Raw genomic sequence first — 24,064 nt, 5'->3', positions numbered from 1 at the left:
TGGGGAGAGGGTTAGGGTGAGGGGTAAGGTCTTAGTTACCGCCAAACATATCTTTAATCCAGCCCGCTACACCGTCGCTTTTTTCCTGCTGCGCAGGTTGCTGCTGCTGTTGCGGTTGCTGTTGTTGCGGCTGCTGCTGCGTTGAGCCGCCGAACGGATTCGCGTCCTGCTGCTGTTGTTGCATCGCCTGGCTCTGCTGGCAGAGCTGATCCGGATCGGTGGTCCAGACCGGAAGCTGGCGCATACCGCCACCGCCGCAAATAAAGTTACCGTTTTCGTCGACGCCCATATTGACGATATCTTCCGGCGGGGTCAGATCCAGTGGGATCGGCGACTCGTTAGCAAGATAGCGCTGGTAAATGGACATCGCACCGCTGGCTCCGTACAGCTTGGTCGGCTGATTGTTATCGCGACCGACCCAGGTGATTACCACTTCACGTCCGTCAACCCCGGCAAACCAGGTATCGACGTTGTTGTTAGTGGTCCCGGTTTTCCCCGCCAGATGCAGGTTCGGGTACTTGGCCCCCAGTTGGCGACCCGTACCACGCTGCACAACCTGCTGCATGGTCCACAGCGTCATGTACGCCGCCTGAGCCGGAACAGCACGTTCAGCCTGCGGATAGCTCTGGTACAGCACGGTGCCATCTTCAGCAATCACCGAACGCAGCGCGGACAGCGGCGCACGGTTACCACCGCTGGCGATAGTCTGGAACGCCTGCGCCACTTCGATTGGCGTCAGGTTCAGCGCACCCAGAATCATCGCCGGAACCGGATGCAGCTGGTCTTTCGGCACCCCCAGTTTCTGCCAGGTATCGGTGATCGCCGGTAAGCCCAACGCCATCCCGAGGTTAACCGTCGGCACGTTCATCGAACGGGTCAACGCGTCCACCAACATTACCTGACCACTAAAGCGCTTATCATCGTTCTGCGGCGACCATGTCTGGCCGTTCGACAGATGAATGGTGACCGGTGCATCGGCAATCCAGGTGTTCAGGCGGTAAATATTCGCCTGACTCAGCGCGGTCAGATAGGTCGCCGGTTTTGCCAGAGAACCAATCGAACGACGCGCCTGCATTGCGCGGTTATAGCCCGCATATTGCGGTTCAGCGCCACCAACCATGGCCCGTACTTCGCCGGTCATGCGGTCGACAATGACCATCGCGGTTTCAAGATCGTTCAGCTTGCGCTGTTTCTTGAGCACCGGAATGCCTTCAGTTGCGGCTTTTTCGGCGGCATCCTGAGCAACGGAATCGAAGGTGGTAAAGATTTTCACACCGGAAAGATCTTTCACTTTATCGCCGAGCTTAGCCTGCAACTCCTGACGCACCATCTGCATAAACGCGGGCTGCGGTGAAATGACGCCGCCGCGCGGCTGCACACCCAGAGGGCGCGCGCTCAGCATGTCGTACAGCTCCTGATCGATAACATTCTGCTGTTGCAGCAGACGCAGGACCAGGTTACGACGCTCCAGCGCCAGTTTCGGGTTACGCCACGGGTTATAGATAGACGCGCCTTTCACCATGCCCACCAGCAACGCCTGCTGGTCGAGACTCAGTTCTTCCACCGGACGACCAAAGTAGTACAGGCTCGCCAGCGGGAAGCCGCGGATCTCGTTGTCACCGCTCTGACCGAGGTAGACCTCGTTCATGTACAGCTCAAGAATCCTGTCTTTGCTGTAGCGGGCGTCCATGATCAGCGCCATGTACGCTTCGTTGGCTTTACGCCAGTAGGAGCGTTCGCTGGAGAGGAACAGGTTTTTCACCAGCTGCTGGGTCAGGGTACTTGCGCCCTGCACCGTGCGGCCCGCCATCAGGTTCGCCAGCACAGCACGACCCATCGAGTAGAAGCTGATCCCATCATGCTCGTAGAAATGACGGTCTTCGGTGGCAATCAGCGTGTCGATCAGCAGATCCGGGAAACCGCTGCGTGGCACAAACAAACGCTGCTCACCGTTCGGCGACGACATCATGGTTATCAGACGCGGATCAAGACGGAAGAAACCGAACTGGCGGTTGTTCTCCATATTCGTGATGGAGTCCAGATGATCGCCATCAAAGGTCAGACGCGCACGCACCTGCCCTTCTTTACTGTCCGGGAAATCAAACGGACGACGAATCATCTCGATGCTATTGGCCTGCACGGTAAACTCGCCTGGACGGGTCATCGCCGTCACCTGGCGGTACTGCGTGGCCGTCAGCAGGCGCACCATCTCGTTCTTGCTGACCGGCATATCCGGTTCGAGGTTCACCATCCGACCGTAGACCGCCGCGGGCAGTTGCCACACTTTACCGTCAATACGGGCGCGGATTTTCTGGTCCAGATAGACGCCATAGATGGCCATCAGTACCGCAAAGACGATACCGATTTTTACCAGCAGCCAGAACCAGCCGTACTTGCGACGCGGCTTCTTGCCCTTACCTTTTCCATTACGCGGCATCGGCTCTTCATCCTCATCTTCGTAATCATCGTCGTCGTACTCTTCGTCCCTGAGACGACGACGGCTAACCTTTTGCTTAGCCGGACGTGCAGGCTTGCCTTTACGTCCAATCGGCTCGCGGTCATTCCCCGCCATACTTTTTCTCCGCTAAATTCAGGCGTAAGCGCCTGATTCTCTTTTCTTTCACGCGATGTTGAAAGAAGAAATCTCTCAAATTTACTGTTTGTGCCCTCTCCTTTTCGGGAGAGTTTACGAATACTTCTTCGTGCGTCGGGTTGGCGCGGTGTTGGCCGGATCGTCAGGCCAGACATGTTTCGGGTAACGCCCTTTCATCTCTTTTTGCACTTCGCGGTACGCGCCTGCCCAAAACGCGCTCAAATCGCGTGTGATTTGCAGCGGCCTTTGTGCCGGGGACAACAGCTCCAGCACCAGCGCCACGCGGCCCTCAGCGATAGTCGGCGTAGTCGCCTCGCCGAACATTTCCTGCATTCGCACCGACAGTACCGGCGGATTATCCGCATCGTAACGCAGCGCAATCCGGCTTCCGGTGGGCACAGTGTAATGCGTGGGTAACGAACTCACCAGACGTTGTCGCAATGACCACGGCAACAGCCCCTGTAATGCGTCGGTGACATTCAGCGCCTTCAAGGCTTTAAGCGAATGGACGCCGCTCATGTGCGGCAGCAGCCAGCTTTCCAGCCCGGCCAGCAGCGCCTCATCATCGACCGCAGGCCACGCCTCTTCCGGCAGCCAGCGCGCGGCGCACTGAATACGCAAGCGTAGCTGCTCCGCCTCCGGCGTCCAGTTGAGAATGCTCAGACCTTTGTCCCGAATACCGTTCAGCATTGCCTGATGCAGTTCGTCTTCCGACGGTTTCGCCAGCGGCTGAACCTTCACCGTCAACTGGCCGATACGGCTCCGCCGCCAGGCTTTCAACGTCCCCTGCTGTTCATCCCATTCGATGGTGTCGGACTGGGTCAGAAGCTGGGGACATTCTGCCACCAGCGCGTCGATGTCCAACGCCATCGCCTGCAAAATTCGGGCATCGGGCGACTGGCTGCCCTGTAACAACAGCGGCGCTATCAGCCATTCGTGCCGCCCCAACGCGTCGTCGGCATCCAGCATCGCGCCCATGCCGTTCGCCAGTTGATAGCGTCCTTCCTGGCCGCGACGGCGGGCAATGCGATCGGCAAAACCCTGAGCCAGTAAGACACTGATGCGCCCGGCATCCGGCGTCCCAGCAGGCGTGCCCAGCCGCTGGATAAGCGCCCTGGCGCGCTGCTGCCAGTTGGGCTGATTACGCGAAAACGCCATGTTCAGGTCAGCATTACCGCCGCGCGGAGGTTCTTCCAGAACGGCGGCCAGCTTCGCCGCCGTCGCCACGTCGTCCGGTGTTTTAGCGGCTACCAGCATCGCCGCCAGACGCGGATCGTTACCAAGCGTCGCCATTTTCTGGCCCTGCACCGTGAGCTGTTTGCCATCGTACGCACCTAACTGGATCAGCAAGCTACGGGCGGCCGCCAGATGGATCGCGGGCGGTTGATCCAGCCAGCTCAGCTGCGCCGGATCCTGACATCCCCACTGCAACAGTTCGAGCATCAGCCCGCCCAGGTCGCTTTGCAGAATTTCCGCTTCGCCCTGCGTCGCAGCGCGTTCGGCCTGCTCTTTCCCCAGCAGATGCAAACAAATCCCCGGTTCCAGACGCCCGGCGCGGCCCGCTCGTTGGGTCATCGACGCCTGGCTCACGCGCTGAGTTATCAGACGCGTCAGGCCGGTTCGCGGGTCAAAACGGGCCACGCGCTCCTGGGCACAGTCGACCACCAGCCGGATGCCTTCGATGGTCAGACTGGTCTCGGCAATATTGGTCGCCAGTACCACTTTTCGAGTGCCCTTTTCCGCCGGAAGAATCGCTTTGCGCTGGTCGTTTAACGATAACGCCCCGTACAGCGGACAGAGCACCACGTCGGGGCCGACGCGCGAGGCCAGCTGCTCCTGCACGCGCTGGATTTCACCCACGCCGGGTAAAAACAGCAGCAGTGAGCCGGGTTCATTGCGCAGCAGTTCGGCGGTCGCCATCGCCACCGCTTCGTCAAAGCGCTGATGGGCCGGGAGCGCCTGATAGCGGCGTTCAACCGGATAGGCCCGGCCTTCGGAGGCAATCACCGGCGCGTCAGGCAGCAGGGTTTGCAGGCGTGCGTTATCCAGCGTCGCCGACATAATTAATAGTTTTAAATCGTCGCGTAGCCCCTGCTGAACATCGAGCAGCAGCGCCAGCGCCAAATCCGCCTGCAGGCTGCGCTCATGAAATTCATCGAGGATAACCAGCCCGACGCCGCTCAGTTCAGGATCGCGCTGGAGAGTACGGGCCAGGATGCCCTCGGTCACCACCTCAAGGCGGGTGTTTTTACCAACGCAGGTTTCGGCCCGCATCCGATAGCCGACGGTCTCGCCCGGTTTTTCGTTCAGCAGTTCCGCCAGCCGCTGAGCAACGTTCCGCGCCGCCAGCCTGCGCGGTTCCAGCAGAATAATTTTGCCTTCAATGCTCCCCGCGTGCAGGATTTGCAACGGTAGCCAGGTGGATTTACCGGCACCGGTGGGTGCGTTCAACAGCACCTGCGGCGCGGCATTCAGCGCCTGAGTAAGTTCGGGAAGGACAACGGCGACCGGCAATGACGACACAAAGGACTCCAGTGGGTGACTTTAAATGGCCCGGCATTGTAGCATTGCGCCAAATCATTACCGAGACCCTGGCATGCCCGAACCCAAAAGACTGTTTTTCGCACTTGAGCTCCCCGACGACGTTCAGCAACAGATCATCCACTGGCGGGCCGCGAATTTCCCGCCCGACTGCGGACGCCCGATAGCCGCGGCGAATTTGCATCTGACGCTGGCGTTTCTCGGGGAGGTCAGTGCGGAAAAACAGCGGGCGCTGGCGGCGATGGCTGGACGCATCCGCCAGCCGGGTTTTACCCTGGATCTCAACGATGCCGGGCAATGGCTGCGTTCACAGGTGGTGTGGCTCGGCCCGCGCCAGCCGCCGCGCGGTGTACTGCAGCTGGCCAATATGCTGCGATCGCAGGCCGCACGCAGCGGCTGTTACCAAAGCCCACAGCCGTTTCATCCCCATATCACGCTATTGCGCAATACGGCCCATGCTGTGCCGATCCCCGCGCCGGGGTTCAGCTGGCAGGTGCCCGTCAGCAGCTTCGCGCTATTCAGCTCTGAATATGCCCGGGGACGCACCCGATATACCCGCCTTGAGCGCTGGGCACTCAACGAATAAAGGGAAATTATGCAATTCTTACCACCGCTTAAACCCGCCCGTCTGATCAAACGCTATAAGCGCTTTCTCGCCGATGTCGTGACCGCCGACGGGGAAGAATTTACCCTGCACTGCGCCAATACCGGAGCGATGACCGGCTGCGCCACGCCGGGCGATACCGTCTGGTACTCCACATCAGACAGCAAGGCGCGCAAATACCCGCATACCTGGGAAGTGACTGAGACCCAAACCGGGGCCTTTATTTGTGTTAACACGTTACGGGCCAATCAGCTGGTAAAAGAGGCTATCGAGTCAGAGGTTATTCCGGAACTGAAAGGCTATAGCGTCTTGAAAAGTGAAGTGAAATACGGTGAAGAGCGTAGCCGAATTGATTTCATGTTACAGGCAGACGATCGCCGTAACTGCTATATTGAAGTGAAATCGGTAACCTTAGCGGAAAGAGAGTATGGTTACTTCCCCGATGCAGTCACTGAGCGGGGTCAGAAGCATTTGCGAGAGTTGATGGGCGTGGCGGCCTCAGGCGATCGTGCCGTGGTGTTATTTGCGGTACTTCACTCTGCCATTACCCGTTTTTCACCCGCGCGCCATATCGATCCAAAATACGCGCAGTTGTTGAATGAGGCACAAAAAAAGGGGGTTGAAATTCTGGCTTATAAAGCGGAACTTTCTGCCGATAATATCACTCTGAAAGAGCCGTTGCCCGTGGTGCTATCACCGATATCAATGGTTGAGTAATAAATGTGCTGGTCGCGTGCGCAAATACGCTTTTCCTCACAGGGTTGTCAAGTGTAACGTTTAGACAATTGCTATCCTGAAAAGCATCTGCTATTTATAGCGGCCTGATTTTTCCCCCACATGGGGATCGATAGTGCGTGTTAAGGAGAAGCAACATGCAAGAAGGGCAAATCCGTAAAACATCGTCCCTGAGTATTCTCGCCATCGCTGGGGTGGAGCCATACCAAGAGAAGCCGGGTGAAGAGTATATGAACGAAGCCCAGCTGTCTCACTTCAAGCGTATTCTTGAAGCGTGGCGTAACCAACTCAGGGATGAAGTTGATCGTACAGTGACTCATATGCAGGATGAAGCAGCGAACTTCCCGGACCCGGTGGACCGTGCCGCGCAGGAAGAAGAGTTTAGCCTCGAACTGCGTAACCGTGACCGCGAGCGTAAGCTGATCAAGAAGATCGAAAAAACGCTGAAGAAGGTCGAAGACGAAGATTTCGGCTACTGCGAATCCTGCGGTGTTGAAATCGGTATCCGTCGTCTGGAAGCGCGTCCGACAGCCGACCTGTGTATCGACTGCAAAACGCTGGCGGAAATCCGCGAAAAGCAGATGGCAGGCTAAGTCATCCGATTCGCATAATACAATTCTGGCGGGAGCACTCTCCCGCCTTATTCTTTTTAGCAATATGGCAAATTCTGATTACATTGGACGCTTTGCTCCCTCCCCGTCTGGCGAACTCCATTTCGGCTCACTGATTGCTGCCCTGGGCAGTTATTTGCAGGCCCGTGCCCGTCAGGGAAAGTGGTTAGTGCGTATTGAAGATATCGATCCCCCCCGTGAAGTTCCCGGTGCCGCACACACGATTCTGCGTCAGCTGGAACATTATGGTTTGCACTGGGATGGCGACGTACTGTGGCAATCGCAGCGCCATGAGGCCTATCGGGAACGTCTCGCCTGGCTACATGAACAAGGGCTGAGCTATTACTGCACCTGCACTCGCGCCCGTATTCAACGTGTGGGCGGCCTGTACGATGGTCATTGCCGAACCTTGCATCTCGGCCCGCACAATGCCGCGGTGCGTTTACATCAAACCCGGCCCGTGCTGCAATTTAACGACAGGCTGCGCGGGACGGTTGTGACCAATGAACCGCTGGCGCGGGAAGATTTTATTATTCATCGTCGCGATGGATTGTTTGCCTACAATCTTGCTGTCGTGGTCGACGACCATTTTCAGGGCGTGACGGAAATCGTGCGCGGCGCAGATTTAATCGAGCCGACGGTACGGCAAATTTCGCTGTACCAACATTTCGGCTGGCCGGTGCCGGACTATATTCATCTGCCGCTGGCGCTGAATAGCGACGGCAACAAGCTGTCAAAACAAAACCATGCCCCCGCATTATCGACCGGCGACCCGCGTCCGGAATTAATCCGGGCATTAAAGTTTCTTAATCAGACTATTGTTAATGAGTGGCAGGACATCACGCTCGAGGATCTGCTGAAAAATGCGGTGGCAAACTGGAACCTTTCGGCTGTCGCCGAAATCCAGCATTCTCAAATGCCTCTTGCTGAGCTATGATTAGCCGCTATTTTTTGTCCTCACGACTTCCGACTGACACGAAAACCGAGGTGCAACATTTTTACCCGAGTCGCTAATTTTTGCCGTAAGGTGCTTACCCGTGAAGAAACCGGGGCTGAAACCGTTGATGCAAAACCAGAAATGACGGTCATCCCGCGTGAACAGCACGCTATTTCCCGCAAAGATATCAGTGAAAATGCCCTCAAGGTGCTCTACCGTCTGAACAAAGCGGGCTACGAGGCCTATCTCGTCGGTGGTGGCGTGCGCGATTTGCTGCTGGACAAAAAACCCAAAGATTTTGACGTGACCACCAGCGCCACGCCGGAACAGGTGCGTAAGCTGTTCCGCAACTGCCGTCTGATTGGTCGCCGTTTCCGCCTGGCTCACGTGATGTTTGGCCCGGAAATTATTGAAGTCGCCACTTTCCGCGGCCATCACGATGGTTCCCCGGACGATCGCGCCACCTCTCAGCGTGGGCAAAACGGCATGCTGCTGCGCGATAACATCTTCGGTTCAATCGAAGAAGATGCCCAGCGTCGCGACTTCACCATTAACAGCCTTTACTACAGCGTGGCCGACTTTACCGTCCGCGATTACGTCGGCGGGATGCGTGACTTGCAGGACGGCGTGATTCGCCTGATTGGCAATCCGGAAACCCGCTACCGCGAAGATCCGGTACGTATGCTGCGTGCGGTGCGCTTTGCTGCCAAGCTGAACATGCGCATCAGCCCGGATACCGCCGAGCCCATCCCACGCCTGGCCACTCTCATCAACGACGTGCCACCGGCGCGTCTGTTTGAAGAATCACTGAAGCTGTTGCAGGCAGGCTACGGGTTTGAAACCTACAAGCTGCTGCGTGAATACAGCCTGTTCCAGCCGCTGTTCCCGACCATCACCCGCAACTTCACCGAAAACGGTGATAGCCCGATGGAACGCATCCTCAGCCAGGTGCTGAAAAACACCGATAACCGCATTCATAACGATATGCGCGTTAACCCGGCGTTCCTGTTTGCGGCGATGTTCTGGTATCCGCTGCTGGAAACCGCTCAGCGTATTGCCCAGGAAAGCGGACTGGCCTACTTCGACGCCTTCGCGCTGGCGATGAACGACGTGCTCGACGAAGCCTGCCGTTCACTGGCGATCCCAAAACGTATTACCAGCCTGGTGCGTGACATCTGGCAGCTTCAGCTGCGCATGTCGCGTCGTCAGGGCAAACGCGCGTGGAAGCTGATGGAGCATCCTAAATTCCGCGCAGCCTACGATCTGCTGGCGCTGCGCGCAGAGGCCGAAGGCAACCACGAACTGCAGCGTCTGACGCAGTGGTGGGGCGAGTTCCAGGTAGCAGCGCCACCGGCGCAAAAAGACATGCTCAACGGGCTGGATGAAGAGCCTGCCGCACGTCGTCGCCATCGTCGCCCTCGCAAACGCGCCCCACGTCAGGGTGGCGCCGCGTGACACGCGTTTATATCGCCGTCGGCAGCAATCTGGCCTCACCGCTCAATCAGGTGAATGCCGCCCTTGCTGCTCTCGGCGAGATCCCGCACACCACGGTGGTGGCGGTATCGTCGTTTTACCGCACCCCGCCGCTCGGCCCGCAGGACCAGCCTGATTATCTCAACGCCGCCGTGGCGCTGGAGACCGAACTGGCCCCGCTTGCCTTGCTGGATAACACTCAGCGCATTGAACTTCAGCAAGCCCGGGTGCGCAAAGCCGAACGCTGGGGCCCGCGCACGCTGGACCTCGACATCATGCTGTTTGGTGACCTCACTCTGAACAGTGACCGCCTGACCGTACCGCATTACGACATGCACAACCGCGGCTTTATGCTGTGGCCGCTGGCGGAAATCGCACCCGACCTCACCTTCCCCGACGGCACCCCGCTGACGACGCTGCTGCAACGCCTCGACTGCTCAAAACCTGCTCACTGGTAAACGGCAAAACCATTGCCCCGCTCTATCTGACTGATACAATGCCGCTAGATTCGGCTTTCGTTATCAGGAAACGCTATGAAACCCACCACCATCTCTCTGTTGCAGAAATGCAAACAGGAAAAGAAACGCTTCGCCACCATCACCGCCTATGATTTCAGCTTTGCGAAACTGTTCGCCGATGCCGGAATTGACGTCATGCTGGTTGGTGATTCATTGGGTATGACGGTCCAGGGACACGACTCCACGCTGCCAGTGACGGTAGACGATATCGCCTATCACACCCGCGCCGTTCGCCGGGGTGCGCCTAACTGTCTGCTGCTCGCGGATCTGCCGTTTATGGCCTATGCCACGCCGGAGCAGGCGTTTGAGAATTCCGCCGTGGTGATGCGTGCGGGCGCTAATATGGTGAAACTCGAAGGCGGAGCCTGGCTTGCGCCAACGGTCAAAATGCTGGCAGAACGTGCCGTGCCGGTGTGTGGTCATCTCGGCCTGACGCCGCAATCAGTGAACGTCTTCGGTGGCTATAAAGTTCAGGGCCGTGGCGATGCCGCGCAAACCCTGTTTGACGATGCGCTGGCGCTGGAAGCGGCGGGCATTCAGCTCCTGGTGCTGGAATGCGTCCCGGTAGCGCTGGCCAAACGCATCACCGAAGCGCTGACTATTCCGGTTATTGGCATCGGGGCAGGCAACGTCACCGACGGACAAATTCTGGTGATGCACGACGCGTTCGGCATTACCGGGGGCCATATTCCTAAGTTTGCGAAAAATTTCCTCACCGATTCGGGCGACATGCGCGCCGCAGTGCGGCAGTATATTGCCGAGGTCGAATCCGGGGTTTATCCGGGCGAAGAACACAGTTTCCATTAAGGAGTTTGTTGTGCTGATTATCGAAACCCTGCCGCTGCTGCGCCAGCATATCCGTCGTCTGCGTCAGGAAGGTAAGCGCATCGCGCTGGTGCCGACCATGGGCAACCTCCACGATGGCCATATGAAGCTGGTTGATGAAGCCAAAGCCGCCGCCGATGTGGTGGTGGTCAGTATTTTCGTGAACCCGATGCAGTTCGACCGCGCTGACGATCTGGCTCGCTATCCGCGCACTTTGCAGGAAGACAGCGAGAAGCTGAACAAGCGTAAAGTGGACTTTGTGTTCGCCCCTGCCCCGGCCGATATCTATCCGCAGGGCACGGATACCCAGACCTTTGTCGACGTGCCGGGCATTTCAACGATGCTCGAAGGCGCCAGCCGTCCGGGCCATTTCCGTGGCGTGTCGACCATCGTCAGCAAGCTGTTTAATCTGGTGCAGCCTGACGTCGCCTGCTTCGGTGAGAAAGACTTCCAGCAGCTGGCGTTGATCCGCAAGATGGTAGCCGATATGGGCTATGACATCGATATCATCGGCGTGCCAACGGTACGGGCGAAGGACGGTCTGGCGCTCAGCTCACGTAACGGGTATCTCACCAACGACCAGCGCAAAATCGCGCCGGGCCTGAGCAAAGTGATGAATTCTATGGCCGAAAAATTGCTGGCGGGCGATCGCAATCTGGACGAAATAGTCGCCCTGGCGGAACAGGATCTTAATGAGAAAGGCTTCCGCGCAGACGACATTCAGATTCGCGATGCCGACACGCTGCTGGAACTGTCGGATACCAGTAAACGCGCGGTTATCCTGATGGCGGCATGGCTGGGTCAGGCCCGCCTGATCGACAATAAGACAGTAGAATTAAGCCAGTAGACACACCTAGAGAAACGGGCAATACTGCCATCATTCTGGTGAATATATCCCCTCACTCCGACCCTCTCCCTAAGCGGAGAGGGAGAAAACAGCAACAAAGGTAACGTTATGATTCGCACTATGCTGCAGGGCAAGCTTCACCGCGTGAAAGTCACTCATGCGGATCTGCATTATGAAGGCTCTTGCGCCATCGACCAGGATTTCCTCGACGCCGCCGGTATTCTTGAAAACGAAGCCATTGATATCTGGAATGTGAACAACGGCAAGCGTTTCTCCACCTATGCGATTGCCGCAGAACGTGGCTCGAAAATCATCTCGGTGAACGGCGCGGCGGCACACAATGCTGACGTGGGCGACATCGTGATTATCGCCAGCTTCGTCACCATGTCTGACGCCGAGGCACGCACCTGGCGTCCAAACGTGGCCTATTTTGAAGGCGATAACGAGATGAAGCGTACGGCGAAAGCCATCCCGGTTCAGGTCGCGTAAATCTTACCCCTGCGGCTGATTGCTGATCAGCCGCGACATGGTGTCTAACGAATCCGTTCTTAAGATATACAGACGTTTGAGTAAGAACGGATTATCCCCCGGTTTCACCTTCCCTTTCACCGTTGTCACCGCCATATGAAAACCGGCGTCATTCGCTGCCTGCAACGCCGCGGTGTTATAGCCGCCAAACGGGTAGGACAAATACAACACATGCGGATTGAACTGGCTCAGCGCACGGCGGGAACGCTCGAAATCAAACAGAAGGTTGTGATAACTGCGGCTGAGCAATATCGGCTGCCGATGACCGTCCACGCGATGCAAAAAGTGGGTGTGCGACTGCACATCAAACACGTCCTGAATCTGTTCCAGTTCTGAAACGCTCATAAACTGTAGCGATCTCGGATCCCACTTCTGTGGATGGCGCTTAATACGCGACGAGATAACAAATGCCGTTGCCTTGAAACCGTACTCTTTCAGCACCGGGTACGCATAGCGATTGACCGACTTCAGGCCGTCATCGAAGGTGATCACCACCGCGCGGGCGGGCAAATTCATTTTATTGCGAATATACCCTTCCAACTGATACATCGTCAGGGTGGTGTAATCCCTGTCGCGCAGCCAGGTCATCTGGTTACTGAACGCGCGTACCGAGGTGGTGGTGGAGGTGTGACGGAAGCGGGTGTTCTCTTCGTCGCGCAGAATGTGATGGTAGGTCAGGAGGGGAATACCGTCGTCCTGCTGGGCATCAAGGCTGCTGACCCACGCCAGCCGGTTGCCGATGCGGATTTGATACCAGGTCTGATGCAGGCCGTCCTGGAGTTTGCTGCTAATCGGATAACGCAGATTGGCGGCCAGCACGCCAAACGGGGCGCTGCTGACATTCGGGGCGGTGTACATCGGCGTATCCCGCCAGGTGATGAGATTCTGATTGCTCAGCGGCTTATTCAGATCACCGAGGCTGTCTTTTACCTGCTGACTGCCCTGCACCGGTTCGAGGTGCCCTTTATCAATAAAGCCGGTGCCAAAACCAAAGCTAAATTCGTCGTAATCAGCATCCGTAGGCACCACGGCGAGGATTTGTCCGGCGCGCACATTGCCAACGGTAACCACGTCATTGCCCACCTGTGCCCAAATAATGGCGTTTTCGGTGGTTTGCATATAGCGGACAGGCTGTCCATGCTGGCTCAGCAGACTGGCGAAGACACTGCCGGAGAGAAAAAGCAAAAAGGAGAAGATAACGCGAATCAACATGCACTCTAACCGATGCGATAAATCAGGCGGTAGTTTAACAAAAGTAGGGTCAATACCAATGGTTAATTCGCGTACAGGTCATGCAGCAGAACAAACGGGGGATTTTTTTGCTGCTGGTGCCAGAGGCTGCTGACATCAGGTGAACCCCGCTCGACGATCGTATTGCGAAACGCCTCGCTGCTGAGCGTGTCACGCAGCGGCAGCATACTCTCGATCAGCGGATAGCTGATGCCCGAGATGACTTCACAGTGAGTATGTTTATGGCTCATCAGCGCGGCAACGCGATAGGGTGCATCCCCGGCGCTGTCGGTCAGAAAAATAACTCCGTCGCCGGTGTCGGTTTCATGCAGGGCGTCACACATCATTCGGCTGAGCATATTGGTGCTAAGCCCACGCCAAAAGCTCACCGCCCGACATTGGGGCAGTGTTCCATACTTCTTTTCGAGTTGATCCAGCAGCGCCTGCGCCCGATCGTCATGACAGGTAATTACCCAACCCAACATAGTCCAGCTCCTAAGCAGGCAAGTAGTTTAGCGGAGTGAAAGTTGAGGAGGGGTGCGATCGATCAAGGTTTGGTTGGCCGGGCGCAGAGTGCGGCCCGGCCAAAAGAGAGGCTTAGCTACGCAGCCCGCGACCGCGCTGGATGAGGTACCAGCAGGTAGCATAAAACGCGACGATAAATACCACCAGTACGCCAACGGTAGTGAACAGCGGCACGTCGGAGATACCGAGGAAACCGAAGCGGAAGCCGCTTATCATGTACACAATCGGGTTCAGATGCGACAGCGCCTGCCAGAACGGCGGCAGCAGCGTCAGGGAATAGAACACCCCGCCGAGGTAGGTCAGCGGCGTCAGCACGAAGGTCGGGATCAGGCTGATATCATCAAACGTTTTGGCAAACACCGCATTCAGCAGGCCCGCCAGTGAGAACAGGATAGCCGTCAGCAGCAGGGTCAGCCCAACGAACAGCCAGGAGTGTACCTGGAACGGGACGAAGAACAGCGAAATGGCGGTGACCAGCACCCCGACGCACAGCCCGCGCGCCACGCCGCCGCCGACATAACCGGCGATCACTACGTGCGTCGGCACCGGGGCCACCAGCAGCTCTTCAATGTTGCGCTGGAACTTGGCGCTGAAGAACGAAGAGGCGACGTTGGCGTAGGCGTTGGTGATCACCGCCATCATGATCAGGCCCGGTACGATGAACTGCATGTAGGTGAAGCCATGCATTTCGCCAATCCGAGAACCAATCAGGTTACCGAAGATGATGAAATAGAGGGTCATGGTAATGACCGGTGGCACAAGGGTCTGAACCCAGATCCGCATAAAGCGGTTAATTTCTTTGGCCCAGATACTTTTCAGCGCCACCCAATACAGCTGCATCATGCCCGTTCTCCTGACTTAGTGTGAACCAGCGTGACGAACAGCTCTTCCAGACGGTTAGCCTTGTTACGCATACTCAATACCTGCACGCCCTGCTCACTCAGCTGTGCGAAGACGCTGTTAATTCCCTGCTCGCGCAGCACTTCCACTTCCAGCGTGGAGGTATCGACCAGACGGTACTGATACCCGTCCAGCTTCGGCAGCGGGCTTTTCGCCGCGAGGTCGAGGATGAAGGTTTCCGATTTCAGCTTCGACAACAGGTTTTTCATCGACGTGTTTTCCACCAGCTCGCCGTGCTGGATAATGCCGATGTTACGGCACAGCATTTCTGCTTCTTCCAGATAGTGGGTGGTGAGAATAATGGTGGTGCCTTTATCGTTGAGATCTTTGAGGAAGCTCCACATCGAACGACGCAGTTCGATGTCTACGCCCGCCGTTGGCTCATCAAGGATCAGCAGTTTTGGCTCATGCATCAGCGCGCGAGCAATCATCAGACGACGCTTCATACCGCCGGATAACATCCGCGCACGTTCGTTGCGTTTTTCCCACAGATCGAGCTGCTTCAGGTATTTTTCGCTGCGGGCAACCGCTTCTTTGCGTTCAACGCCGTAGTAACCGGCCTGGTTGACGACAATCTGCTGCACCGTTTCAAACGGGTTGAAGTTGAACTCCTGCGGCACCAGCCCGAGCTGACGCTTGGCGTTAACCACGTCTTTCGCCAGATCGTAGCCAAAGACGTTCACCTGACCGGAGGTTTTGTTCACCAGCGAGCTGATAATCCCGATTGTCGTGGATTTTCCCGCACCGTTGGGGCCCAGCAGCGCATAAAAGTCCCCGGCTTCGACCGTCAAGTCGATGCCACGCAGCGCCTGAACGCCGCCTGGATAGGTCTTTTTAAGCTGTTTCAATTCAAGTGCAATGGTCATTCAATGTCTCTTTTAAAATCTTGCAATCGTTGTATGGTTTTAAATAAAGCCGAGTTGACCTATATTAGCTCAACGCACTAACTTGGTTACAGGTCATTAACTTCCATGAACGACATAGATACACTCATCAGCAATAATGCACTATGGTCAAAGATGCTGAATGAAGAGGATCCTGGTTTCTTTGAGAAACTGGCAAAGGCGCAGAAACCGCGCTTTCTATGGATTGGATGCTCCGACAGTCGCGTTCCTGCTGAACGTCTGACGGGTCTTGAGCCGGGTGAACTGTTCGTTCACCGTAACGTGGCAAACCTGGTGATTCACACCGACCTAAACTGCCTGTCCGTGGTTCAGTATGCAGTAGATGTACTGGAAGTCGAGCATATCATCATCTGCGGTCACTACGGCTGCGGCGGTGTGCAGGCTGCGGTTGAGAATCCGGAGTTGGGGCTTATCGACAACTGGCTACTCCACATTCGCGACATCTGGTACAAACACAGCTCCCTGCTTGGCGAAATGCCGCAGGATCGTCGCCTCGATACCCTGTGCGAACTGAACGTAATGGAGCAGGTTTATAACCTCGGCCACTCGACTATCATGCAGTCCGCCTGGAAACGCGGGCAGAAAGTGAATATTCACGGCTGGGCCTACGGCATTCACGACGGCCTGCTGCGTGACCTCGACGTCACCGCGACCAACCGCGAAAGCCTGGAGCAGGGTTACCGCAAAGCGATTTCCAACCTCCATACCCGCCACATCAATCACAAATAAATCAGTAAAAAATGCCCGGTCTCACCGGGCAATTTTTTATTCGTCGAGCGGCACCACTTTCCCGACATACGGCAGATGGCGATAACGCTGTGCGTAATCAATTCCATACCCCACCACGAATTCATCAGGAATCGAGAAGCCCACAAACTCGACCGGCACCTCAACTTCACGACGCTCTGGTTTATCCAGCAGGGTGCAAATCGCCAGCGATTTCGGGCCACGCAGGCTGAGGATTTCACGCACTTTAGAGAGCGTGTTCCCGGAGTCGATGATGTCTTCGACAATCAGCACATCTTTACCGCGGATATCTTCATCGAGATCTTTAAGGATTTTCACATCACGAGTGGTCGACATACCGCTGCCGTAGCTGGAAGCCGTCATAAAATCGACTTCATGGGAGACGTGCACTTCACGGCACAGGTCTGCCATGAACATAAATGAGCCACGCAGCAGGCCAACCAGCACCATATCGCTGCCGCTGTCCTGATAATGTTCGGTAATTTGACGGCCCAATTCGGCGATACGTGCTTTGATCTCCGCTTCCGGGATCATCACTTCAACAGTATGTTTCATAACACTAACCATATGATTTCAGGGTAAATCTTTCAACCACGCGGGTCAGTGCCTGCGCGGTTGATCGGCAAGCCATGCAGTATACCAGCAAAAGCATTTATGGGGTGTATGAGATAAGAAAGCTCAATTTGTGATTCCGATCACACTTGTTAAATCCTATAATTAATTGCTACTAAAAAATTAACAACATACAGGTGTGCTTTCTATGGCAGAAACAAAACCACAACAGACCGGGCTTCTGGTGAAGCTGACGGCGCTGTTTGCAGCCTTTTGCGGGCTGTATCTCTTAATCGGTGGGGTCTGGCTCGTCTCCTTAGGCGGGTCATGGTACTACCCTATCGTCGGACTCGTGATGCTGGCCGTCACCGCCATGCTGTGGCGCGGTAAGCGTTCCGCCCTGTGGCTGTATGCGCTGGTGCTGCTGGTGACCATGATTTGGGGCGTCTGGGAAGTCGGCTTCGACTTCTGGGCACTGACGCCGCGCAGCGACATTCTGGTGTTCTTCGGCATCTGGCTTATCCTGCCATTTGTCTGGCGTCGCCTGATTGTGCCATCCAGCGGGGCTGTTGCCGCCCTGGTGGTGGTGTTGCTGATTTCTGGGGGCATTCTGACCTGGGCGGGCTTCCACGATCCGCAGGAAATCAACGGCACGCTGAGCACCGACGTGACGCCAGCAACCCCGATTTCTCAGGTTGCCGATCAGGACTGGCCTGCGTATGGTCGTAATCAGGAAGGCCAGCGCTGGTCTCCACTGAAGCAAATCAACGCCGACAACGTTCATCAGCTGAAAGAAGCCTGGGTCTTCCGGACTGGCGATCTGAAGCAGCCGAACGATCCGGGTGAAATCACTAACGAAGTGACGCCAATTAAAGTCGGCGACATGCTGTATCTCTGTTCCGCGCACCAGCGTCTGTTTGCTCTGGATGCGGCCACCGGGAAAGAGAAATGGCACTTCGACCCGCAGCTCAATACCAACACCTTCTTCCAGCACGTAACGTGCCGCGGTGTGTCTTATCACGAAGCGAAAGCGGATAGCGCCCCGGCGAATGTCGTTGCAGACTGCCCGCGCCGTATCCTGCTGCCGGTGAACGACGGTCGTCTGTTCGCGCTGAATGCCGATAACGGCAAGCTGTGTGAAAGCTTTGGCAACAAAGGCGTGCTGAATCTGCAGACTAACCAGCCGGTCACTACGCCGGGCATGTACGAGCCGACGTCGCCGCCAATCGTGACCGATACCACCATCGTCATCGCCGGTTCCGTGACCGATAACTTCTCGACCCGTGAAGCGTCTGGTGTGATCCGTGGTTTCGACGTGAACACCGGTAAACTGCTGTGGGCCTTTGATCCGGGTGCGAAAGATCCTAACGCTATCCCGAATGACGAGCACAAATTCAGCCTGAACTCGCCGAACTCCTGGGCGCCTGCCGCCTATGACGCGAAGCTGGATCTGGTGTATCTGCCGATGGGCGTCTCCACTCCGGATATCTGGGGCGGCAATCGCACGCCGGAGCAGGAACGCTATGCCAACTCTATCGTGGCGCTGAATGCGACCACCGGTAAGCTGGCCTGGAGTTACCAGACCGTTCATCACGATCTCTGGGATATGGACCATCCGTCACAGCCGACGCTGGCGGATATCACCGTTGACGGCAAAACCGTACCGGTGGTTTACGCCCCGGCGAAAACTGGCAACATCTTCGTGCTCGACCGTCGTAACGGCGAACTCGTTGTGCCAGCGCCAGAAAAACCGGTTCCACAGGGCCCTGCAAAAGGCGACCGTCTGAGCCCAACTCAGCCGTTCTCTGACCTCTCCTTCCGGCCGAAGAAAGACATGAGCGGCGCGGACATGTGGGGTGCCACCATGTTCGACCAGCTGGTGTGCCGTGTGATGTTCCATCAACTGCGCTACGAGGGCATCTTCACGCCACCGTCTGAGCAGGGCACGCTGGTGTTCCCGGGTAACCTGGGGATGTTCGAATGGGGTGGGATTTCCGTTGACCCGAACCGTCAGGTGGCTATCGCTAACCCGATCGCTCTGCCGTTCGTTTCCCGTCTGATGCCGCGCGGTCCGGGTAACCCGATGGAACAACCGACTGATGCGAAAGGCTCCGGTACTGAAACCGGCATTCAGCCACAGTACGGCGTGCCGTATGGCGTGACGCTGAACCCGTTCCTGTCACCGTTTGGCCTGCCGTGTAAACAGCCAGGCTGGGGTTATATCTCCGCCCTGGACCTGAAAACTAACCAGATCGCATGGAAAAAACGTATCGGTACGCCGCAGGACAGCCTGGGCTTCCCAATGCCGTTTAAACTGCCATTCAATCTGGGGATGCCAATGCTGGGTGGCCCGATTTCCACCGCCGGTAACGTGCTGTTTGTTGCTGCCACTGCGGATAACTATCTGCGTGCCTACAACATGACCAACGGCGATAAGCTGTGGGAAGGGCGTCTGCCAGCCGGTGGACAGGCGACACCGATGACCTATGAAGTGAATGGCAAGCAGTACGTTGTCATCTCCGCTGGTGGTCACGGTTCGTTTGGTACGAAGATGGGCGACTACATTGTGGCCTACGCGTTACCGGACGACGCGAAGTAAAAATAACCCCTCACCCTAACCCTCTCCCCAAAGGGGCGAGGGGATTATTTTCGCCCTCTCACTTTTAGGGAGAGGGCCGGGGTGAGGGTCATTTACACCGTAAATCCAAGCATCATCCCCGTATCCTCATGCTCTAACAGATGGCAATGTGCCATATAGGCATGGTCCTTCGACGCTTGATGATCAAACTTCACCAGTACTTCACTGACCGCGCCTTCCACACGTACCGTATCCTTCCAGCCTGCCCGATGGGCCGCTGGCGGTTTGCCATTTTCCGACAGAATGCGGAACTGGGTGCCGTGAATATGGAACGGGTGCAGCATCATGTCGCCTTCGCCTGAAATCGTCCAGCGCTCGAACTGACCCCGGCTGGCGGCGAACATCGGCTTGTTCATGTCGAATGCCTGGCCGTTGATCCGGTTGGCATTGTGGAAATCGAAGCCCTGAGCACCATGATTCATATGGCCCATATTGCCGTGATCCATGCCGCCCATTTCTCCGCCCATCTGCATATTGCCGTGGCCCATCATCTGCCCATGGTCCATGCCACCCATCGCCTGTTTGCCGTATTTCTTCATCAGCGCCTGCATCCCCATCATGTCGAGCATCGGGTCCATCGACAGCTGGAATTTACGCTGCGTCAGGCCCTCGAGAGACGGTAGCGCAGGCAGCGTGGCAAGCGTATCCGGCAGCGTGGCAGAGGCCGGAATGTGCACCGGCTGAATGCGCATCACCGGATAGGCTTTATCGAACGGCGCAACCGCCATGCCCATCTGGTTCACCGGCAGCATCACCAGGTCAAACGGTTTGCCATCGCGGGTATCCACCAGCACCTCAAAGCGCTCGCCCATCAGCATCGGCAGTTCAGACAGCTTCACCGGCTCGGCCAACAGGCCGCCGTCACTGGCAATCACATATAACGGGCGGTTATCGCTGGTCGCCAGATTGAGCGACCGGGCGTTACAGCCATTGAGCAGACGCAGACGCAGCCAGCCTCTCGGCGGAGTATGCTGCGGATAAATCGCGCCGTTGGTCAGGAGCGTGTCGCCAAACCAACCAACCGCCGCGCTCATGATATCCAACTGATAATCAATCTGGCCGTCGGCGCTGAAGCGCTTGTCCTGAATGATGACCGGCACATCGTCGATACCCCACTGCTTAGGCAGCAGCAGCGAATGAATGTGCGGATCTTCGATGAGCACCAACCCCGCCAGCCCCATCGCCACCTGATGGCCGGTTTTACCGTGCTGGTGTGGATGGAACCAACAGGTGGCGGCCTGCTGGGTCGGGGTAAAGGTCACGGAGCGGCTGGCCCCAGGCTTGATAATTCCCTGTGGGCCACCGTCGACATCGCCGGGGATCTCCAGCCCGTGCCAGTGAACCGTGGTCTCTTCGGCGAGCTGGTTGTGGATATCCACGGTGACCGCTTTGCCCTGCTGCAGCTGCAGCGCGGGACCCAGCAGATTGCCGTTGTAACCCCATGTGGTGGCCGTGTGCGGGCCAAACTGGCTCTTACCGCTTTGTACCGTCAAGGCGATACGGCCACGGGAATCCGCGGTGAGTAAACCCGGGATCGGTAGTGCGGGGCGCTCGGCCGCCAGTACACTCCGACTCCATAACGGTAAGGCGCTGGCAACCCCAACAGCGGTGGCTAATTTGATAAATTCACGACGTTGCATCTTCACTCCCTTTGCGTCTGCAGGCGAATTATTGAGCTTAAACCTTTCCCTTACCGGAAGGTCAAGCATAATCCCTCTAAATAAGCCCTGCGCGCCTTTTAGAAGTGTGCTAACGTTGAATTTCGTGGATGCATTGGTAACTAAAATGAAGACGTTTTTTAGAACTGTGGTACTCGGAACGCTGCTTGCTATCTCCTCTAACAGCTACGCATTGAGCGAATCCGAGGCCGAAGATATGGCCGATCTGACGGCGGTATTTGTGTTCCTGAAAAACGACTGTGGCTACCAGAATCTGCCGAACCAGCAAATTCGTCGTGCTTTGGTCTTTTTTGCCCAGCAAAATCAGTGGGATCTCAGCAACTACGACACCTTTAACATGAAGGCGCTCGGCGAAGACAGCTATCGCGATTTGAGCGGCATCAGCATCCCGACTTCCAAAAAGTGCAAAGCGCTGGCTCGCGATTCCCTGAGCCTGCTTGCCTACGTCAAGTAACCCCTTGCAGTTGAAATAATGACCGTGCATCGGCGGTCATGAAGGAGGTATTCCCCCATGGCTGACAACACCCTGTGGCATGAAACGCTGCACGACCAATTTGGTCAATACTTTGCCGTTGAGAAGGTGCTGTATCACGAGAAGACCGATCATCAGGATTTGATTATCTTCGAGAACGCCGCATTCGGGCGCGTGATGGCGCTGGACGGCGTGGTGCAAACCACCGAACGCGATGAGTTTATCTATCACGAGATGATGACTCACGTTCCCCTGCTAGCCCACGGTCATGCCAAACACGTGCTGATTATCGGCGGCGGCGACGGCGCGATGCTACGCGAAGTGAGCCGCCACAAAAACATCGAGACCATTACCATGGTGGAAATCGATGCGGGCGTGGTCTCCTTCTGTCGTCAGTATTTGCCGAATCATAATGCCGGTAGCTACGACGATCCGCGCTTCACGCTGGTGATTGACGACGGCGTCAATTTTGTTAACCAGACGACGCAAACGTTTGACGTGATTATCTCCGACTGCACCGACCCGATCGGGCCGGGCGAAAGCCTGTTTACCTCGGCGTTCTATGAAGGCTGTAAACGCTGCCTGAATCCGGGCGGGATTTTCGTGGCGCAGAACGGCGTGTGCTTCCTGCAACAGGACGAAGCGCTCGACAGTCACCGCAAGCTTAGCCACTACTTTGGCGATGTGAGCTTCTATCAGGCGGCTATCCCAACCTATTATGGCGGCATCATGACCTTCGCCTGGGCGACGGACAACGAAGCGTTGCGTCATCTCTCAACTGAGATTATCCAGGCCCGTTTCCATCAGGCCAGTTTGACCTGCCGCTACTATAATCCGGCTATCCATACCGCGGCCTTTGCCTTACCGCAATATCTGCAGAACGCCCTGTCTGCGACCGAGGAGGTGACCCCAATTGAAAAAGCTTAAACTGCATGGCTTTAACAACCTGACCAAAAGCCTGAGTTTTTGTATTTACGATATCTGCTACGTGAAAACGGCAGAAGAGCGCGATGGTTATATCGCCTATATCGATGAACTCTATAACGCCAACCGTCTGACCGAAATCCTGTCAGAGACCTGCTCGATTATCGGCGCCAATATTCTCAATATCGCGCGTCAGGATTACGAGCCCCAGGGCGCCAGCGTCACCATTCTGGTGAGCGAAGAACCGGTTGACCCGAAACTTATCGACACCACTGAACATCCGGGCCCGCTGCCGGAAGCCGTGGTCGCCCATCTCGATAAAAGCCATATCTGCGTGCATACCTATCCGGAAAGTCATCCTGAAGGCGGCCTGTGTACCTTCCGCGCCGATATCGAAGTCTCGACCTGCGGGGTGATTTCTCCGCTGAACGCGCTGAATTACCTGATCCACCAGTTGGAGTCAGATATCGTAACCATCGATTATCGCGTGCGTGGTTTTACCCGCGACGTGAACGGCATGAAGCACTTTATCGATCACGAAATTAACTCTATTCAGAACTTTATGTCTGATGACATGAAGGCGCTGTATGACATGCTGGATGTGAATGTATATCAGGAGAACATCTTCCATACCAAGATGTTGCTGAAGGAATTCGACCTGAAACACTACATGTTCCATACCCAACCGGAAGACTTGAGTGAGGAAGAGCGGAAGGCCATTACCGACCTGCTCTGGAAAGAGATGCGCGAAATCTACTCCGGCCGTAATATGCCGGCCGTTTAAGCCATCACGGAGCAGGGACGCTCCGCCCGGTCATGCACTTTACTTTTGATTGATGAACTCGCGGTAAGCCGCCACCACCTGCAGAAAGTCTTCTACGCCACACATCGACAGGCTTTCCTCGTCGTAGTAGCTCATCCCTTCTTCCATTTCATCGCCGGAAATTTCCAGCTGATTGGCGCGCACCATCACTTCTTCACCGTCCATCCAGACCGTGTACTCATGGCCCGTTCGTTGCCAGGATCGTTCAGTGCCTTTCACCGTCTGAGCCGCTTGTTCAACCTCATCCAGTAGCGCGAGGTTGTCTTTCACCTCTTCATTGAACCAGTGTCCGACGGCCTCGTGGCCCATCGACATCCGCACTTTTACGCCTCCGGTAATGTCGCGCAGAAATTCGTAATCCATAGTGTGTTCCTCGTAAACGGCAACGCGTCACCGCTGCATTGCACCTGAGGTAATTATCGCAGTTAGGGAGGAGAAAAAAAGCGTGGTAGAGGTG

General features: G+C 56.3%; 23 protein-coding genes. 14 read left to right on the top strand and 9 right to left on the bottom strand.

The annotated features are described in order from the left end of the window. Nucleotides 1–31: 31 nt before the first annotated feature. Both mrcB and hrpB read right to left on the bottom strand, forming a co-directional pair. Complete coding sequence (mrcB, locus tag ACG0Z5_RS03195) at nucleotides 32–2,572, bottom strand: bifunctional glycosyl transferase/transpeptidase (RefSeq protein WP_394445299.1); 2,541 nt, start codon at nucleotides 2,570–2,572, stop codon at nucleotides 32–34. Nucleotides 2,573–2,686: 114 nt separating this feature from the next. Further along, complete coding sequence (gene hrpB, locus ACG0Z5_RS03190) at nucleotides 2,687–5,116, bottom strand: ATP-dependent helicase HrpB (RefSeq protein WP_394445297.1); 2,430 nt, start codon at nucleotides 5,114–5,116, stop codon at nucleotides 2,687–2,689. A 73-nt stretch (nucleotides 5,117–5,189) separates the two neighbouring features. Between hrpB and thpR the strand changes: the two genes are divergently transcribed. From thpR to panD, 9 genes are all read left to right on the top strand, one after another. Next, entirely contained in the window at nucleotides 5,190–5,720 is a 531-nt protein-coding gene (thpR, locus tag ACG0Z5_RS03185) for an RNA 2',3'-cyclic phosphodiesterase (RefSeq protein ID WP_394445295.1), read from the top strand. A 9-nt stretch (nucleotides 5,721–5,729) separates the two neighbouring features. Further along, nucleotides 5,730–6,455, top strand: a complete 726-nt coding sequence (gene sfsA / locus ACG0Z5_RS03180) for a DNA/RNA nuclease SfsA (protein ID WP_394445293.1) — start codon at nucleotides 5,730–5,732, stop codon at nucleotides 6,453–6,455. 155 nt (nucleotides 6,456–6,610) lie between these two features. Continuing rightward, a complete protein-coding gene (dksA, locus tag ACG0Z5_RS03175; protein WP_097162920.1) occupies nucleotides 6,611–7,066 on the top strand; it encodes an RNA polymerase-binding protein DksA in 456 nt (151 codons plus the stop codon). Nucleotides 7,067–7,130: 64 nt separating this feature from the next. Then, on the top strand, nucleotides 7,131–8,021 hold the full coding sequence (gene gluQRS / locus ACG0Z5_RS03170) for a tRNA glutamyl-Q(34) synthetase GluQRS (RefSeq protein ID WP_394445290.1): 891 nt from the start codon (nucleotides 7,131–7,133) through the stop codon (nucleotides 8,019–8,021). 57 nt (nucleotides 8,022–8,078) lie between these two features. Then, nucleotides 8,079–9,476, top strand: coding sequence for a polynucleotide adenylyltransferase PcnB (gene pcnB / locus ACG0Z5_RS03165; protein ID WP_319785287.1), 1,398 nt, complete (start codon nucleotides 8,079–8,081; stop codon nucleotides 9,474–9,476). Next, a complete protein-coding gene (gene folK, locus ACG0Z5_RS03160; protein WP_394445288.1) occupies nucleotides 9,473–9,952 on the top strand; it encodes a 2-amino-4-hydroxy-6-hydroxymethyldihydropteridine diphosphokinase in 480 nt (159 codons plus the stop codon). Before pcnB ends, folK begins: the two co-directional genes overlap by 4 nt. A gap of 75 nt (nucleotides 9,953–10,027) precedes the next feature. Beyond that, a complete protein-coding gene (gene panB / locus ACG0Z5_RS03155) occupies nucleotides 10,028–10,819 on the top strand; it encodes a 3-methyl-2-oxobutanoate hydroxymethyltransferase (protein ID WP_394445286.1) in 792 nt (263 codons plus the stop codon). Nucleotides 10,820–10,829: 10 nt separating this feature from the next. After that, nucleotides 10,830–11,684: a pantoate--beta-alanine ligase gene (panC, locus tag ACG0Z5_RS03150; protein WP_394445284.1), complete on the top strand. Its 855-nt coding sequence runs from the start codon at nucleotides 10,830–10,832 to the stop codon at nucleotides 11,682–11,684. Between the two features lie 108 nt (nucleotides 11,685–11,792). Further along, nucleotides 11,793–12,173, top strand: coding sequence for an aspartate 1-decarboxylase (panD, locus tag ACG0Z5_RS03145; protein ID WP_159770969.1), 381 nt, complete (start codon nucleotides 11,793–11,795; stop codon nucleotides 12,171–12,173). A gap of 3 nt (nucleotides 12,174–12,176) precedes the next feature. Here panD and ACG0Z5_RS03140 read toward each other — a convergent pair whose 3' ends face one another. From ACG0Z5_RS03140 to ACG0Z5_RS03125, 4 genes are all read right to left on the bottom strand, one after another. Then, nucleotides 12,177–13,424: a polysaccharide deacetylase family protein gene (locus ACG0Z5_RS03140; RefSeq protein WP_394445282.1), complete on the bottom strand. Its 1,248-nt coding sequence runs from the start codon at nucleotides 13,422–13,424 to the stop codon at nucleotides 12,177–12,179. A 62-nt stretch (nucleotides 13,425–13,486) separates the two neighbouring features. Continuing rightward, entirely contained in the window at nucleotides 13,487–13,927 is a 441-nt protein-coding gene (locus tag ACG0Z5_RS03135; protein ID WP_394445281.1) for a PTS sugar transporter subunit IIA, read from the bottom strand. Nucleotides 13,928–14,039: 112 nt separating this feature from the next. Next, entirely contained in the window at nucleotides 14,040–14,810 is a 771-nt protein-coding gene (locus tag ACG0Z5_RS03130) for an ABC transporter permease (protein ID WP_394445280.1), read from the bottom strand. Next, nucleotides 14,807–15,733 carry an ABC transporter ATP-binding protein gene (locus ACG0Z5_RS03125; protein ID WP_394445278.1) on the bottom strand — a complete coding sequence of 309 codons (927 nt, stop codon included), beginning with the start codon at nucleotides 15,731–15,733 and terminating at the stop codon, nucleotides 14,807–14,809. Before ACG0Z5_RS03125 ends, ACG0Z5_RS03130 begins: the two co-directional genes overlap by 4 nt. Before the next feature lie 105 nt (nucleotides 15,734–15,838). On the opposite strand from ACG0Z5_RS03125, the gene can reads away from it, so the two are divergent. Further along, complete coding sequence (gene can, locus ACG0Z5_RS03120) at nucleotides 15,839–16,501, top strand: carbonate dehydratase (protein WP_394445277.1); 663 nt, start codon at nucleotides 15,839–15,841, stop codon at nucleotides 16,499–16,501. 36 nt (nucleotides 16,502–16,537) lie between these two features. Here the strand turns inward: can and hpt are convergent, their stop codons facing one another. After that, nucleotides 16,538–17,074 (bottom strand): hypoxanthine phosphoribosyltransferase, encoded by a 537-nt coding sequence (hpt, locus tag ACG0Z5_RS03115; RefSeq protein ID WP_394445276.1) that lies wholly within the window; start codon nucleotides 17,072–17,074, stop codon nucleotides 16,538–16,540. A gap of 205 nt (nucleotides 17,075–17,279) precedes the next feature. Between hpt and ACG0Z5_RS03110 the strand changes: the two genes are divergently transcribed. After that, nucleotides 17,280–19,670: a glucose/quinate/shikimate family membrane-bound PQQ-dependent dehydrogenase gene (locus tag ACG0Z5_RS03110; RefSeq protein WP_394445275.1), complete on the top strand. Its 2,391-nt coding sequence runs from the start codon at nucleotides 17,280–17,282 to the stop codon at nucleotides 19,668–19,670. 92 nt (nucleotides 19,671–19,762) lie between these two features. Here the strand turns inward: ACG0Z5_RS03110 and cueO are convergent, their stop codons facing one another. Then, a complete protein-coding gene (cueO, locus tag ACG0Z5_RS03105) occupies nucleotides 19,763–21,349 on the bottom strand; it encodes a multicopper oxidase CueO (protein WP_394445274.1) in 1,587 nt (528 codons plus the stop codon). A gap of 145 nt (nucleotides 21,350–21,494) precedes the next feature. Between cueO and ACG0Z5_RS03100 the strand changes: the two genes are divergently transcribed. From ACG0Z5_RS03100 to speD, 3 genes are read left to right on the top strand one after another with little or no spacing between them, the layout of a single operon-like run. Beyond that, nucleotides 21,495–21,842, top strand: a complete 348-nt coding sequence (locus tag ACG0Z5_RS03100; RefSeq protein ID WP_394445273.1) for a YacC family pilotin-like protein — start codon at nucleotides 21,495–21,497, stop codon at nucleotides 21,840–21,842. A 57-nt stretch (nucleotides 21,843–21,899) separates the two neighbouring features. Continuing rightward, nucleotides 21,900–22,787: a polyamine aminopropyltransferase gene (speE, locus tag ACG0Z5_RS03095; protein ID WP_394445272.1), complete on the top strand. Its 888-nt coding sequence runs from the start codon at nucleotides 21,900–21,902 to the stop codon at nucleotides 22,785–22,787. Continuing rightward, nucleotides 22,774–23,568, top strand: coding sequence for an adenosylmethionine decarboxylase (gene speD, locus ACG0Z5_RS03090; RefSeq protein WP_319628148.1), 795 nt, complete (start codon nucleotides 22,774–22,776; stop codon nucleotides 23,566–23,568). Before speE ends, speD begins: the two co-directional genes overlap by 14 nt. Nucleotides 23,569–23,607: 39 nt before the next feature. On the opposite strand, the gene yacL is transcribed toward speD, so the two are convergent. Then, a complete protein-coding gene (yacL, locus tag ACG0Z5_RS03085; RefSeq protein WP_319628149.1) occupies nucleotides 23,608–23,970 on the bottom strand; it encodes a protein YacL in 363 nt (120 codons plus the stop codon). Nucleotides 23,971–24,064: the final 94 nt, after the last annotated feature.

The sequence above is a fragment of the Scandinavium sp. M-37 genome, from assembly GCF_043558715.1.
GTDB classification, from domain to species: domain Bacteria; phylum Pseudomonadota; class Gammaproteobacteria; order Enterobacterales; family Enterobacteriaceae; genus Scandinavium; species Scandinavium vulneris_A.
This window is presented reverse-complemented; position numbering and strand designations above follow the sequence as displayed.